The organism is Streptomyces sp. NPDC001068, assembly GCF_042897315.1.
Lineage (GTDB): Bacteria > Actinomycetota > Actinomycetes > Streptomycetales > Streptomycetaceae > Streptomyces.
Map to the genome: position 1 here is coordinate 61704 of NZ_JBIAYD010000013.1, position 12456 is coordinate 74159.

The window sequence follows — 12456 nt, forward strand, 5'->3', positions numbered from 1 at the left end:
CGACGGCGCCGCAGCGTCAATCCGGCCGAAGGCCACCGCGGCGACGGTCACCGGACCCGGCAACGGAAAGGGCCGACCCCGTGAGGAGTCGGCCCTGTCGAGCGGCACGCTCAGTCCGTGCCCAGTTCCATCGCCGCCCGGTCCAGCAACTCGTCCGCGTCCGCCGCGGCCTCCCCGCGGGACGCGATCGCCTCGGCGCCACCCTCCGGCATGCTGCCGATCAGGCCCGTCGCCGCGGCCTGCGCCGCACCGATCGCCGGGTTCGCGGAGCCGATCAGGCCGAGGCCCGCGTACTGCTCCAGCTTCGCGCGGGAGTCCGCGATGTCGAGGTTGCGCATGGTGAGCTGGCCGATCCGGTCCACCGGACCGAACGCCGCGTCCTCGGTGCGCTCCATCGACAGCTTGTCGGGGTGGTAGCTGAACGCCGGTCCCGTGGTGTCGAGGATCGAGTAGTCCTCGCCGCGCCGCAGCCGCAGCGTCACCTCACCGGTGACGGCCGCGCCGACCCACCGCTGCAGCGACTCGCGGATCATCAGCGCCTGCGGGTCCAGCCACCGGCCCTCGTACATGAGCCGACCGAGCCGCCGGCCCTCGTTGTGGTACTGCGCGACCGTGTCCTCGTTGTGGATCGCGTTGACCAGCCGCTCGTACGCGGCGTGCAGCAGCGCCATGCCCGGCGCCTCGTAGATGCCCCGGCTCTTCGCCTCGATGATCCGGTTCTCGATCTGGTCGGACATGCCGAGGCCGTGCCTGCCGCCGATCGCGTTGGCCTCGGTGACCAGTTCGACGGCGGTCCCGAACTCCTTGCCGTTGACGGTCACCGGCCGGCCCTGGTCGAAGCCGATCGTCACGTCCTCGGGGAGGATCTCGACCTCGGGGTCCCAGAACCGCACGCCCATGATCGGGTCGACGGTCTCGATGCCGTTGTCCAGGTGCTCCAGGGTCTTCGCCTCGTGCGTGGCGCCCCAGATGTTGGCGTCCGTGGAGTACGCCTTCTCGGTGCTGTCCCGGTAGGGCAGCCCGTGCGCGAGCAGCCACTCGGACATCTCCTTGCGGCCGCCGAGCTCGGTGACGAAGTCCGCGTCCAGCCAGGGCTTGTAGATCCGCAGGTGCGGGTTGGCGAGCAGCCCGTACCGGTAGAACCGCTCGATGTCGTTGCCCTTGAAGGTCGAGCCGTCGCCCCAGATCTGGACGTCGTCCTCCAGCATGGCCCGCACCAGCAGCGTGCCGGTGACGGCCCGGCCCAGCGGGGTGGTGTTGAAGTACGCCCGCCCGCCCGAGCGGATGTGGAACGCGCCGCAGGTCAGCGCGGCCAGGCCCTCCTCGACCAGCGCGGCCCGGCAGTCCACCAGGCGGGCGATCTCGGCACCGTAGGTGTGCGCCCGGCCGGGCACCGAGGCGATGTCGGGCTCGTCGTACTGGCCGATGTCGGCGGTGTAGGTGCACGGGACGGCACCCTTGTCGCGCATCCACGCGACCGCGACCGAGGTGTCGAGCCCGCCGGAGAAGGCGATGCCGACGCGCTCGCCGGCGGGAAGGGAGGTGAGGACCTTGGACATAGGAAGAGTATGCATCAGAACGCATGACCATGCAACGTCGTGCCGTGTCCGCCGTCGGAACCCTCGCCCCGCGTCCGCGGTGGCGGGGCTCAGGTGGCCGGCGCGGTGGTGAGCATCCAGTGGCTGAAGGCCGCGTACCGTTCCGCGAACTCACGCGCGCCGACCGCCTGCTCGACGACGGTCGCGTGCGCGCGCACCTCCGTGAAGCGGGCGGTGCGGGCGTCCTCGTACCGCGCGAGCGCCGTACGGGGGTCCGGCCCGGCCGCCAGGGCGGCGCGCAGCACGCCGGCGTCCTCGACGCCGAGGGTGCCGCCCGCCGAGATGTGCGGTGACAGGCCGTGTGCCGCGTCCCCGATCAGGGCCACGCGGGGGCTCGTCCAGCGGTCCAGCGGCCGGACGACCGTGATCTGGTTCTCCAGGACGGCCTCCTCGGGGGTCTCGGCGATCATCCGCAGGAGGTCGTCGTGCCAGCCCGCCCCGGCCAGGTTCCGCGCGCGGGCGAGGGCCCGGTCCCGCTTGCCGCCGGTGAGCGGACCGGCGTCGAACTGGTTGACCATCCACATGGTCCGCCCCTCGGTGACCCGGGCGTATCCGCCGCGGGTGCGGTCCCGGCCGACCGTGAGCACCGTGCCCTCGGGCCGCTCGTCGCCCGCGGGCACCAGCGCGCGCCAGGCGTAGTGCCCGTCGTGCGCCACGGCCTCGCTGCCGGGCACCAGTTGCGCACGCGTCCTGGAGTACACGCCGTCCGCGCCGATCAGCAGGTCCGCGCGCAGGTCGGTACCGTCCGCGAGGTGGACGACCACCTCGGGCCCGTCCTCGGTGGGTGCTCGGTGAGGCCGGCACCGGCGCCGACGAAATCCGCCGGGGCCGCGTCGATCTCCGGATCAGCGACGAGGTCCCACGGCACGCCGACACCCGTTCGGTGACCCCGCTCACCGACTCGCTGGCCGTGGTCGGCCGCCGTGACCTGCCGCACGACCCCTCGGTCTGGGCCGGGTTCGCCGCCCTTCCGCATGTCGTGATCTCCCGTCGCGGCCGCACCCGCGACCGCATCGACGACCTCCTGGCGGACCGGGGCCTGCGCCGCCGTGTCGCCTTCACCGTGCCCACCCTGGACCTGGCGCTGCGGACCGTGGCGGAGCACGGACTCGTCGCGGTGGCTCCCGCGCTCCTCGGCGGCCACGCGCTCGCGCCGGGGCTGCGCACCTATCCGCTGCCCGAGGAGGCCCCCGCGGTGCCCGCCGTGCTGGCCTGGCACGCCCGCCACGACCGGGACGCCGCCCACCGCTGACTGCGCACCCTGGTCGCGGAGGTCCTCGCGGCGATCGGGCGGAGCCGCTGGGGGCGGCCGTCCGGGAAGGGGGTTGCCCTGGGAACTGTTCCGATATATCGTTGACGCATCGCGAACGATACGCGACTGATCAACGATGGAATGGAGTGATGGTCATGCGTTCCCACGGACACGAGCATGGACACGGACAGCGACAGGGACGCCGTGCGGCGTTCGGGCCCTTCGGTCCGGGCGGCCCCGGCTTCGGCCCCGGCGGGCCCGGCTTCGGACCGGGGCACTGGGGGCCGCGAGGGCGCGGGGGTCCCAGGGGGAGGGCGCGGCGCGGCGACGTCCGGGCCTCGATCCTGGCGCTGCTCAAGGACCGCCCGATGCACGGCTACGAGATGATCCAGGAGATCGCCGAGCGCAGCGGCGGCGCCTGGAAGCCCAGCCCCGGCTCGGTCTACCCCACCCTCCAACTGCTGGAGGACGAGGGTCTGATCGCCAGCGAGAGCGAGGGCGGCAAGAAGCTGTTCTCGCTCACCGACGGCGGCCGTTCGGCCGCCGACGAGGGGCCGGACGCCCCCTGGGAGGAAGCCTCCCGCGGGGTCGACTTCGAGGCCCTCGGTGAGATCCGGCAGGCCGGCTTCGGCCTGATGGAGGCCTTCGGGCAGGTCTGGAAGACCGGCACGAAGGAGCAGCGCGAGAAGGCGCTGACCGTCATCAACGACGCCCGCAAGAAGCTGTACCTCATCCTCGCCGACGAGGACTGACCCTCGTGCGCACGGCGAACAGGGCGCCCCGTGGAGTGATCCGCGGGGCGCCCTTCCGTCCGCCCGCGGCGGGCTCAGGCCACCAGCCCGCCCAGCTTGCGCAGCGACTCGTTCAGCGCCGCCGTCGCCGAGTCCTTGAGCTTGCCCGCCATCAGTGACACGGCGGCGCCGGTGAACTCGCCGTCGATCCGCACGGTGGTCGCGTCCCCGTCCGGGGTCAGCGTGTACCGGGTCGCCACCGTCACCGCCATCGGGCCCTTGCCGCGGATCGCCAGCACCCGCGCCGGCTCCGACTCCTCGATGGTCCATTCGACCTCGGCCGGGAAGCCCATCAGTTTCATGTTCTCCTGGAAGGTGCCGCCCACCGCCAGGTTCTCCGGGCCGCCCTTGGGGAAGCTGGTGTGGGTCGCGTTCCACTCCCCGTACGCCGGCCAGTCGGTGAGCTGGGCCCACACTTTCTCGGCCGGTGCCTGGATGCGTGCCTCGGCGCTGACTTCGGCCATGCGACCACCCCTTCGTGTCGGGCTACGGTGTCGCGGAACGTAGCCGCAGGGCCGCGAACATTCAATACTGATGAACCGTCAGGAAGTATGCGGATTCCCGGCGTCGTCCGGACCCCGGTCCACCCGTCGTATCTCCGCGGTGTCGAACAGGTCCCAGGCCCGCGGGAGCGCGCTTTCGTCGTGGCAGTGCCAGGCGTTCCAGAACAGGTCCGCGGGCAGTGCGTCCGACGGCGCGTACACCCGGTACACGTACTGCCTGCCGTCGACCGCAGACAGTGCGACCAGCCAGCAACCGCACCCGCCCTCCACGACGACGAGAGACGTGCGCCCGGCGTGCCGCGGTTGCGCGTGGGGCGCACGGCAAGTCGGCACGCGCCCCAGCGAGCCGAATCGGCCTGATCTCATCCGTAAGGAGGAGATTCCTGCCGTCCTCGTCCACTCCGCGTGGGACGCGAAGATGCTTCCACCCGGTGATGACTCAAGCGCTTGCGGTTGATGAGGTGGGGACGTGCAACCCCGTATGCCCCGCAGGCCCGTCCAGGATCAGGGCAGCCTCCACGCGGACGACGATGCCGGGCTCGGTGCCGAGCTGGCAGCGGTGGTCGCCGGTGCCCGCCGGCGGGCGGTGCGGGACGGGGACCGCCAGGTCGACACCGCCCATCTGCTGCACTCGCTGATCGAGTACGACCCCGAGGTCCGCGCGGCCATCGGTGACGCCCCCCAACTCGCCCGCCTGCTCGGCTATCTCGTGCAGCGCAGCATCGGCTACGGCCTGCGCTGGCAGGACGGCGTCGAGGACTCCGGGGCGCTGCCCGCCGGCTCCGCGGGCTGCCGTGAAGGGCGATGGGACCTGGTCGCCGACGGCCGCGGCCGCCCTGCGGTACGCCCGCGGCCGGGCCGCCCGGCGCGGCGGCGCCGGCCCTGCCGACGGCACCGATCTGCTCGCGGGACTCGTCGTGGATCCCCGGTCCCGGGCCGTGGAGGTGCTGGAGCGGGCCGGTGTGGCCGCCCGCGCCCTGGCCGCGCGCGTCGACCGGGACGGCGAAGGCGACGGCGACGGGGGCGGGGACGGCGGAACGGACGGCGGAACGGACGGCGGAACGGACGGCGGAATGTGGGACGCCGGGGCGCAACGCCGCACGTCCAGCCGCTGAGACAGGGGTCAAAGGGGGTGACGCTCATGTCGCCCCCTGGCATCATGTGCCGGTGCCTACCACTGACACCAGCCACGGCAAGGGCCTCGGGCTCTCCCTCGCCCTCGGATCCGCGCTCGCCTTCGGCGGCTCCGGAGTAGCGGCCAAGCCCCTGATCGAGGCCGGGCTCGACCCGCTGCACGTGGTGTGGCTGCGAGTGGCGGGCGCCGCCCTGGTGATGCTGCCGCTCGCCGTCCGCCACCGGGACCTGCCGCGTCGCCGGCCCGCGCTGCTCGCCGGGTTCGGCCTGCTCGGCGTGGCCGGCGTGCAGGCCTGCTACTTCGCCGCGATCTCGCGCATACCCGTGGGGGTGGCGCTGCTCGTGGAGTACCTCGCCCCCGCTCTGGTGCTCGGCTGGGTCCGCTTCGTCCAGCGCCGGCCGGTCACCCGCGCCGCCGCCCTCGGGGTCGTCCTCGCGGCCGGCGGTCTCGCGTGCGTCGTGGAGGTGTGGGCGGGGCTGGGCTTCGACGCGCTGGGGCTGGCGCTGGCCCTGGCGGCGGCGTGCTGCCAGGTGGGCTACTTCGTGCTCGCCGACCACGGGGGCGGGGACGGGGTGGATCCCCTGGGGGTGGTCGCCTACGGGCTGTTGGTGGGAGCGGTCCTGCTGACCGTGGTGGCCCGGCCGTGGACGATGGACTGGTCGGTGCTGGCCGGCTCCGCTCACATGGACGGTAGGGCGGTGCCGGCCGCGGCGCTGCTCGCGTGGCTCGTGCTGGTGGCGACCGTCCTCGCCTACGCCACGGGCGTGTCGTCCGTACGGCGGCTGTCGCCGCAGGTGGCGGGGGTGGTGGCCTGTCTGGAGGCGGTGGTGGCCACGGTGCTCGCGTGGGTGCTGCTCGGCGAGCACCTGTCGGTGCCGCAGGTGGTGGGCGGGGCCGTCGTCCTGGTCGGGGCGTTCATCGCGCAGTCGTCGGCTCCGGACCGGGAGCCGGTGATGGACCTGGGTCCGGTGGGCGAGCGGGTCGGTTCGACGACCGGGGGGTGACCCGGACGGCCGGCGGGCGCGGGACGTCCGTGGCCGTCCGGACGGCGCCCGACGCCCTGGCCGCGGCCGACGTCAGAGGCTCCTCATGGACGTCAGAGGCTCCTCATGTACGACGGGACCGGGATTCCCGCCGCCAGGTCGTCGTTGGCGACCGGGGTTTCGTAGCCCTTGCGCAGCGGCAGTACGCCCGCCCAGAACGGCAGGTCCAGGTCCTCGGGGTCGTCGGCCGCGCCGCCGGTGCGGGTCTTGGCGGAGACCTCGGCCAGGTCCAGGCGGATCACCGCCGTGGCGGCCAGTTCCTTCCGGTTGGCCGGGCGGGAGTCGGCGGAGCGGCCCGCCACCACCTGGTCGACCAGCGCGTCCAGCGCGAGGCGCTTCTCCTCGGGGTCGGTGACCTGGTGGGCGACGCCGTGCACCACGACCGAGCGGTAGTTGATCGAGTGGTGGAAGGCGGAGCGGGCCAGCACCAGGCCGTCGACGTGGGTGACCGTCACGCACACCGGGAGGCCGGGATCGGCCTGGCCGGTCATCCGCAGGGGGCGCGAACCCGTCGAGCCGTGCACGTACAGCACCTCGCCGACCCGGGCGAACAGCGTCGGCAGCACCACCGGCGCGCCGTCGCGCACGAAGCCGAGGTGGCAGAGGTACCCCTCGTCGAGGATCGAGTGCACGACGTCCCTGTCGTACGACGCCCGCTCCGCGGACCGGGTCGGCACGGTGCGGTCGGTCGGGGTGTAGGCGGTGGCCTGCGGCGGTACGGCCCCCCGCACGGCAGACTCGGCGGGCTGTACGGGCTCGGCGGTCTCCATTGCGTGCCTCCATTGCACTAGTGCATAATCTGATTTGTGCTAGGAGAATATCGGATCGAAGGCCGGGGCGCAGCGGAGATCGCCGCCAGCGTCGAGCGGGCGGTGGGCACCGGGGAGCTGGAACCGGGCGGGCCGCTGCCGCCGATGCGGGAGTTGGCCACCCGGCTCGGAGTGAATCCCAACACCGTCGCCGCCGCCTACCGCACCCTGCGCGAACGCGGCGTCATCGAGACCGCGGGCCGGCGGGGCAGCCGTGTCCGGTCCAAGCCGGCCACCACCGATCGGGACCAGATCCGGTTCGAGGTCCCGGCCGGCGTCCGCGACCTGTCCTCCGGCAACCCCGACCCCGCGCTGCTGCCCGCCCTCGGGCCGGCGCTCGCCGCGGTGGCGGCCGACGAGGACGACCGGGCCCCGGTCCTCTACGGCACCGACCCCGTCGAGCCGGAGCTGGAGCGGATCGCGCGCGCCGAACTCGCCGCGGACGGAGTGCCCGACGGCCCGTTCACCGTCACCTCCGGCTCCCTCGACGCCGTCGAGCGGGTCCTGCTGGCCCACCTCAGGCCGGGCGACCCGGTCGCCGTCGAGGACCCCGGCTGGGGCCGCACCCTCGATCTCGTCCCCGCGCTCGGGCTGCGCACCGTCCCGGTGGCCGTGGACGACGACGGCCCGCGCGCCGAGAGCCTGCGCGGCACCCTGGAGTCCGGGGCGCGCGCCCTGATCGTCACCGCCCGGGCGCACAACCCCACCGGCGCGGCGGTGAGCGCGGCACGCGCGCGTGCGCTGCGCGCCGTGCTGCGCGACCATCCGCACACCCTGCTGATCGAGGACGACCACGGCCACGGCATCGTCGACCTGCCCCTGCACCCCCTGGCGGGCGCCACCCGGCACTGGGCCTTCGTCCGTTCGGTCGCCAAGGCCTACGGCCCCGACCTGCGCCTGGCCGCCGTGACCGGCGACGAGGTCACGGTGGACCGGGTGCGGGGCCGGCAGCGGCTGGGGCCGGGATGGGTGAGCCGTCTGCTCCAGCGCGCGGTGGTCCGGCTGTGGTCGGACGGCGCGGTGCGCGGCGCGGAGGCGGCGGCGGCCTACCGGGCCCGGCGCGAACTGCTCGTCGACGCGCTCGCGGACCACGGCATCGAGGCCCACGGCCGCAGCGGCATGAACGTCTGGGTTCCGGTCCCGGACGAGACGGGCGTTGTGTCCCGGCTGCTGCACGAGGGGTGGGCGGTCGCCCCGGGGGCCATGTACCGCCTGGCCTCCCCGCCGGGCATCCGGATCACGGTCTCGACCCTGACTCCCGGGGAGACCGGTTCCCTGGCCGCCGCCGTGGCCGCGGCCGTCACCCCGGCGCGGGGCCGCATCCAGGCGTAGAGGCACGTCACGTCGTAGCGCAATCGAGACTTCCCGTGCGGTACCTCTTAGAATCGCTTACATGTTGAACCTGGAGCGCCTGCGCACCCTCGACGCCCTCGCCCGGCACGGTTCGGTGAGCGGGGCCGCCGAGGCCCTGCACGTCACCACGTCGGCGGTGTCGCAGCAGATGGGCAAGCTGGAGCGGGAGGTGGACCAGCAGCTCCTGGCCAGGAACGGCCGCGGGGTGCGGCTGACCGACGCCGGCCGACTGCTCGCCGAGCACGCGGGCCGGATCCTCTCCCAGGTGGAACTGGCCCAGTCCGATCTGGAGGCGCACCGGGGCCAGGTGGTCGGCGAGCTCCGGGTGGCGGCCTTCCCGACCGCGGCCCGCGGCCTCTTCCCGGCCGCGCTGGCCGCCCTGCGCTCCCGGCACCCCGCGCTGCGCGTGCGCTCCAGCGAACTCGAACCGGAGAACGGCGTCGCCGGGGTGGTGCGCGGCGACCTCGACCTCGCCGTCGTCCTGGACTGGTACAACAAGCCGATGCCACTGCCCGAAGGACTGGTCAAGGCGCCCCTGCTGGACGACCCCGCCGAGGTGGCCCTGCCGGTCGGGCACCGGCTGGCCGGGCGGGAGGAGGTGGACCTGGGGGAGTTTGCCGGCGACGAGTGGATCACCTGGGGCGAGGGCGAGTTCTGCCACGAGTGGCTGATGTTCACGCTGCGCTCCCGCGGCGTCGAGCCGCTCATCGGCCACCGCGCCGCCGAGACCCACACCCAACTCAACCTCGTCGCGGCCGGGTTGGGGGTCTGCATCGCTCCGCTGCTGGGCCGTCGCCCGGTGCCGGAGGGCATCGTGACGGTGCCGCTCAAGCAGCGGGTGCGCCGTCACGTGTACGTCGTGTGGCGGGCCGACGCCGACCGCCGCCCCTCGATCCGGGCGGCGGTGCAGGCCCTGCGGGACGCGGCCGGGACCGTCTCCTGAACCGGCCCCGGACCGGCCCGCCTCCCGCTCTCGCCCTGGGCCCGCCTCGTGCCCGGGCCGCTCAGCCGCCCAGCTTGCGGAAGTCCCAGGAGGCGATCTTCTCCGGGGTGAGCCGGGCCCAGGCGTGCCTGCCGTCGTGCGGCATCTCGTCCAGGCCGAAGTTCTTGCGGGCGAACAGCGTCTCGACGTAGTCGAGTTCGGCGACCAGCTCGCCGGTGCGCGGCACCTCGCCCACGAACTCGACGGTCCCTCTCAGCTCCACGCCGCGCAACTGGTCGTACTCCTCACCGGAGTCGACCACGACCGCCACCCGTGAATCGCGGCTCAGGTCCTTCCAGCGCTGGCTGCGCACCACCGAGTACAGCCACAGCGACCTGCCGTCCCATGCGAACCACAGGGCGCTCACGTGCGGGGCGCCGGACGACGAAACGGTCGCCACCCGGCAGGTGCGCTGTGCGGTGAGGAACTCGTCCAGCTCACCGGGCGTCATCATGATCTTCCGGCCCCGGCGCTGAGTCACGGTCATGCGGCCCCCTCTTCCTTCTTCCGTTCCCGCGCGATGCTGGTTAGTCTCGCCCGCCCCGCACCAAGGCGGAAGGGGGCGTCACATGCCGTCGTACGAACGGCTCGCGGAGCTCGTCGACCCCGCGAGCACCGTCCTGCTCACCGTGGAGTGCCAGCAGGGCGTGGTCGGCCCGCACAGCGCGCTGCCCGAACTCGCCCGAGAGGCAAGGGCGTCGGGCGCCCTCGACAACATCGCCCGGCTGGTCGCCGCCGCGCACGGCACCGGCGTCCAGGTGATCCACGCGGTCGCCGAACGCCGTCCCGACGGCCGGGGCGCGAACCGCAACGCCCGCCTGTTCCGGGCCGCGGAGCGGCTGCCCGTCCAGCAGCTCTCCGGGACCGCGGCGGTCCGTGTCGCGCCCCCCATCGAGGTCTCGGAGGAGGACCTGCTGGTACGACGCCTGCACGGCCTGTCGCCGATCCAGGGGACCGACGTCGACCCGCTGCTGCGCAACCTCGGCTGCCGCACCCTGATCGTCACCGGGGTCTCGGCCAACGTGGCCGTCCCCAACGCCGTGTTCGACGCGGTCAACCTGGGCTACACCGTCGTCGTCCCGGCCGACGCCATCGCGGGGGTGCCCAGCGAGTACACCCCCGCGATGGTCCGCAACACCCTCGCGTTGGTCGCCACGGTCGCGACCACGGACGAGGTGCTCGGCTGCCTCGGGAAACCGCGCGGACGGGCCTGAGCGCAGGTCAGGCCAGCGTGATCTGGTCACCGGAGACGGTGATGTCCGCGGCCGTCAGACCCGTCGTCGCCGGACCCTTCTTCACGCTGCCGTCGGCGATGGCGAACTCGCTGCCGTGGCACGGGCAGACGATCGCTCCGTTGGCGATGCTCGACACCGCGCAACCCGCGTGCGGGCACTTCGTCGAGAACGCCTTGTAGGTGCCCGCCGCAGGCTGGGTGACGACCACGGACTTGTCCTTGTAGATCGTGCCGCCGCCCTCGGGTATGTCCGTGGTCTTCGCGAGCGCGGTACCCCCGGCCGCTCCACCGGAGGTGCCGCCCGAGCCGTTGCTGTCCTGGGTGGTGGAGCCACCGCCCCCGTTGTTCGTGGTGGTCGAGTCCGACGAGTCGTCGGACGACCCGCAGGCGGTCAGCGCGGCGGCGAGCCCCGCCGCTCCGGCCGCCGCCACGATCGTACGGCGGGCCGGTTTGGCGGTGGGGTTGAACGATGCGCCGGTCATGTGAGGGGTTCCCTTCCACGGAGCTTCTCGTTGATCCGTCCAGGGGTACGGCCTTCGGGCCGCACCTGTTCAGACGGCATCCCGATAGTGACCACCCGGACATGAGCCCCGGGTGAAAGAGCGCTGTCGGTTCCCTGTCGGCGTCCGGCGGGGACCGGACGCGGCCAAACAGGTGAGGTCACCCTAAGTTTGATGGGCTGTCACCGCGGAGGGAGGCTCGATGACGGAGTCCGCAGGCACGTCGCGCGGTCCGGTGGCCAAGGCGCCGCCCCGCCCGACACCGTCGACGCTGGTCCGGGTACGGCTGGGGGCCGGCGGACCGGTCGCCCGCGTGCGGGTGGCGGGCGGCAGGGTCACCCATGTCGTCAGCGAACAGGAGAGCCCGGGAACCGCGGGGCTCGTCCCGGGTGACCGGGTCCTCGACCTGGACGGGCGGGTCCTGCTGCCCGGGCTCTGGGACGCCCACGTCCACCTCGCCGAATGGGCCGGAACGCGCCGCCGGCTCGACCTGTCCGGCACCTCGTCCGCCCGGGAGGTGGCCGACCGGGTGCGCGACCACGGCCGCTACTCCAAGTTATTGTGGTGGCGTCAATCCCCGTCCGCCCGCGCGGTGGTGCACCGCCGTCAGGTCGCCGGAGGCGCCGGAACGTACCCGACGAGGGCCTCGAAGAGGAACAGGCCCTGGTCCACCAGCTCTTCCCGCGAGATGTCCAGGACTCCGTTGAACCAGCTCAGGACCATCTCGCCGACCGCGCCCACGACGGCCACGGACAGGGCGGCGGTGTCCGTCCCGGGACGGTGGACGCCCTCCCGCAGCAGGGAGTCCACGAGGCCGCTCATGCGCTGCAGACCCAGACGCCGTTCGTGTGCCGTCAGGGGGCCCGCGCCGAGGGACTCCGCGAGTTTCACGCGGCCCTTCCGCGGGTCCTGCAGGGGGAGCCCGGCGACGACGTCGATCATGTCCCGGGCCCGCTCGCGCAACGGCCGGTCCGTGCCGATCACCGCCGCGCACCGGGTGATCTGCTCCTCGTAGATGTCCCGGACGAGCGCGGCCATGAGGGCGTCGAGGGAGGAGAAGCTCTCCGTGAAGTAACGGTCCTTCAGTCCGGCGTGCCGGAGTACCGCGCTGATCGACGTGTGGGCGTACCCCCGGCTGGCGAAGAGTTCGAGGCCGCTCTCCAGCAGACGCCGACGGCGCAGCGAGGCTCGCTGTTCCGCCGTCTCCCCGCCGTATGTCCTCATGGTGCGCCACCTCCCGGCGATCGAAGCCCCTC

General features: G+C 73.3%; 14 protein-coding genes and 2 pseudogenes. 8 read left to right on the forward strand and 8 right to left on the reverse strand.

The features are described from left to right. Positions 1-110: 110 nt before the first annotated feature. Both argG and ACFY3I_RS33060 read right to left on the reverse strand, forming a co-directional pair. The gene (argG, locus tag ACFY3I_RS33055; protein ID WP_365285034.1) at positions 111-1559 is read right to left on the reverse strand and encodes an argininosuccinate synthase; all 1449 of its coding nucleotides are present in this window, start codon (positions 1557-1559) and stop codon (positions 111-113) included. A gap of 89 nt (positions 1560-1648) precedes the next feature. Then, positions 1649-2362 (reverse strand): FAD-dependent monooxygenase, encoded by a 714-nt coding sequence (locus ACFY3I_RS33060; protein WP_390864711.1) that lies wholly within the window; start codon positions 2360-2362, stop codon positions 1649-1651. A gap of 20 nt (positions 2363-2382) precedes the next feature. On the opposite strand from ACFY3I_RS33060, the gene ACFY3I_RS33065 reads away from it, so the two are divergent. Both ACFY3I_RS33065 and ACFY3I_RS33070 read left to right on the forward strand, forming a co-directional pair. Beyond that, complete coding sequence (locus tag ACFY3I_RS33065) at positions 2383-2850, forward strand: LysR substrate-binding domain-containing protein (RefSeq protein ID WP_390864712.1); 468 nt, start codon at positions 2383-2385, stop codon at positions 2848-2850. Between the two features lie 155 nt (positions 2851-3005). Further along, positions 3006-3602, forward strand: a complete 597-nt coding sequence (locus ACFY3I_RS33070) for a PadR family transcriptional regulator (RefSeq protein WP_390864713.1) — start codon at positions 3006-3008, stop codon at positions 3600-3602. Between the two features lie 74 nt (positions 3603-3676). Here the strand turns inward: ACFY3I_RS33070 and ACFY3I_RS33075 are convergent, their stop codons facing one another. Together ACFY3I_RS33075 and ACFY3I_RS33080 are read right to left on the reverse strand one after the other, a co-directional pair. Then, positions 3677-4105, reverse strand: a complete 429-nt coding sequence (locus ACFY3I_RS33075; RefSeq protein WP_365285042.1) for an SRPBCC family protein — start codon at positions 4103-4105, stop codon at positions 3677-3679. Between the two features lie 78 nt (positions 4106-4183). Next, positions 4184-4414, reverse strand: a complete 231-nt coding sequence (locus tag ACFY3I_RS33080; protein WP_390864918.1) for a hypothetical protein — start codon at positions 4412-4414, stop codon at positions 4184-4186. Positions 4415-4613: 199 nt separating this feature from the next. Between ACFY3I_RS33080 and ACFY3I_RS33085 the strand changes: the two are divergent. Next, a pseudogene (locus ACFY3I_RS33085) lies at positions 4614-5259 on the forward strand (Clp protease N-terminal domain-containing protein). A 46-nt stretch (positions 5260-5305) separates the two neighbouring features. Beyond that, a complete protein-coding gene (locus ACFY3I_RS33090; RefSeq protein WP_390864714.1) occupies positions 5306-6283 on the forward strand; it encodes a DMT family transporter in 978 nt (325 codons plus the stop codon). A 92-nt stretch (positions 6284-6375) separates the two neighbouring features. Here ACFY3I_RS33090 and ACFY3I_RS33095 read toward each other — a convergent pair whose 3' ends face one another. Beyond that, complete coding sequence (locus ACFY3I_RS33095; protein ID WP_390864715.1) at positions 6376-7092, reverse strand: pyridoxamine 5'-phosphate oxidase family protein; 717 nt, start codon at positions 7090-7092, stop codon at positions 6376-6378. Positions 7093-7128: 36 nt separating this feature from the next. Between ACFY3I_RS33095 and ACFY3I_RS33100 the strand changes: the two genes are divergently transcribed. After that, positions 7129-8463: an aminotransferase class I/II-fold pyridoxal phosphate-dependent enzyme gene (locus ACFY3I_RS33100; protein ID WP_390864716.1), complete on the forward strand. Its 1335-nt coding sequence runs from the start codon at positions 7129-7131 to the stop codon at positions 8461-8463. 61 nt (positions 8464-8524) lie between these two features. After that, positions 8525-9427 carry a LysR family transcriptional regulator gene (locus ACFY3I_RS33105; RefSeq protein ID WP_390864717.1) on the forward strand — a complete coding sequence of 301 codons (903 nt, stop codon included), beginning with the start codon at positions 8525-8527 and terminating at the stop codon, positions 9425-9427. 61 nt (positions 9428-9488) lie between these two features. Here ACFY3I_RS33105 and ACFY3I_RS33110 read toward each other — a convergent pair whose 3' ends face one another. Further along, positions 9489-9953, reverse strand: coding sequence for a pyridoxamine 5'-phosphate oxidase family protein (locus tag ACFY3I_RS33110; RefSeq protein WP_390864718.1), 465 nt, complete (start codon positions 9951-9953; stop codon positions 9489-9491). 82 nt (positions 9954-10035) lie between these two features. On the opposite strand from ACFY3I_RS33110, the gene ACFY3I_RS33115 reads away from it, so the two are divergent. Continuing rightward, on the forward strand, positions 10036-10680 hold the full coding sequence (locus ACFY3I_RS33115; protein WP_390864719.1) for a cysteine hydrolase: 645 nt from the start codon (positions 10036-10038) through the stop codon (positions 10678-10680). A gap of 7 nt (positions 10681-10687) precedes the next feature. Here the strand turns inward: ACFY3I_RS33115 and ACFY3I_RS33120 are convergent, their stop codons facing one another. Then, positions 10688-11182 (reverse strand): Rieske (2Fe-2S) protein, encoded by a 495-nt coding sequence (locus tag ACFY3I_RS33120; RefSeq protein ID WP_390864720.1) that lies wholly within the window; start codon positions 11180-11182, stop codon positions 10688-10690. 220 nt (positions 11183-11402) lie between these two features. Here ACFY3I_RS33120 and ACFY3I_RS33125 point away from each other — a divergent pair. After that, positions 11403-11741, forward strand: a pseudogene (locus ACFY3I_RS33125) (amidohydrolase family protein); the annotation flags it as partial. Positions 11742-11806: 65 nt separating this feature from the next. Here ACFY3I_RS33125 and ACFY3I_RS33130 read toward each other — a convergent pair. Next, positions 11807-12424: a TetR/AcrR family transcriptional regulator gene (locus tag ACFY3I_RS33130; RefSeq protein ID WP_390864721.1), complete on the reverse strand. Its 618-nt coding sequence runs from the start codon at positions 12422-12424 to the stop codon at positions 11807-11809. Between the last annotated feature and the right edge of the window lie 32 nt (positions 12425-12456).

Excerpts from the sequence above, each read along its gene's own strand:
- argG (WP_365285034.1), bottom strand. The coding sequence starts at position 1,559 with ATGTCCAAGGTCCTCACCTCCCTTCCCGCCGGCGAGCGCGTCGGCATC.
- ACFY3I_RS33070 (WP_390864713.1), top strand. The coding sequence starts at position 3,006 with ATGCGTTCCCACGGACACGAGCATGGACACGGACAGCGACAGGGACGC.
- ACFY3I_RS33075 (WP_365285042.1), bottom strand. The coding sequence starts at position 4,105 with ATGGCCGAAGTCAGCGCCGAGGCACGCATCCAGGCACCGGCCGAGAAA.
- ACFY3I_RS33095 (WP_390864715.1), bottom strand. The coding sequence starts at position 7,092 with ATGGAGACCGCCGAGCCCGTACAGCCCGCCGAGTCTGCCGTGCGGGGG.
- ACFY3I_RS33105 (WP_390864717.1), top strand. The coding sequence starts at position 8,525 with ATGTTGAACCTGGAGCGCCTGCGCACCCTCGACGCCCTCGCCCGGCAC.
- ACFY3I_RS33110 (WP_390864718.1), bottom strand. The coding sequence starts at position 9,953 with ATGACCGTGACTCAGCGCCGGGGCCGGAAGATCATGATGACGCCCGGT.
- ACFY3I_RS33115 (WP_390864719.1), top strand. The coding sequence starts at position 10,036 with ATGCCGTCGTACGAACGGCTCGCGGAGCTCGTCGACCCCGCGAGCACC.
- ACFY3I_RS33120 (WP_390864720.1), bottom strand. The coding sequence starts at position 11,182 with ATGACCGGCGCATCGTTCAACCCCACCGCCAAACCGGCCCGCCGTACG.
- ACFY3I_RS33130 (WP_390864721.1), bottom strand. The coding sequence starts at position 12,424 with ATGAGGACATACGGCGGGGAGACGGCGGAACAGCGAGCCTCGCTGCGC.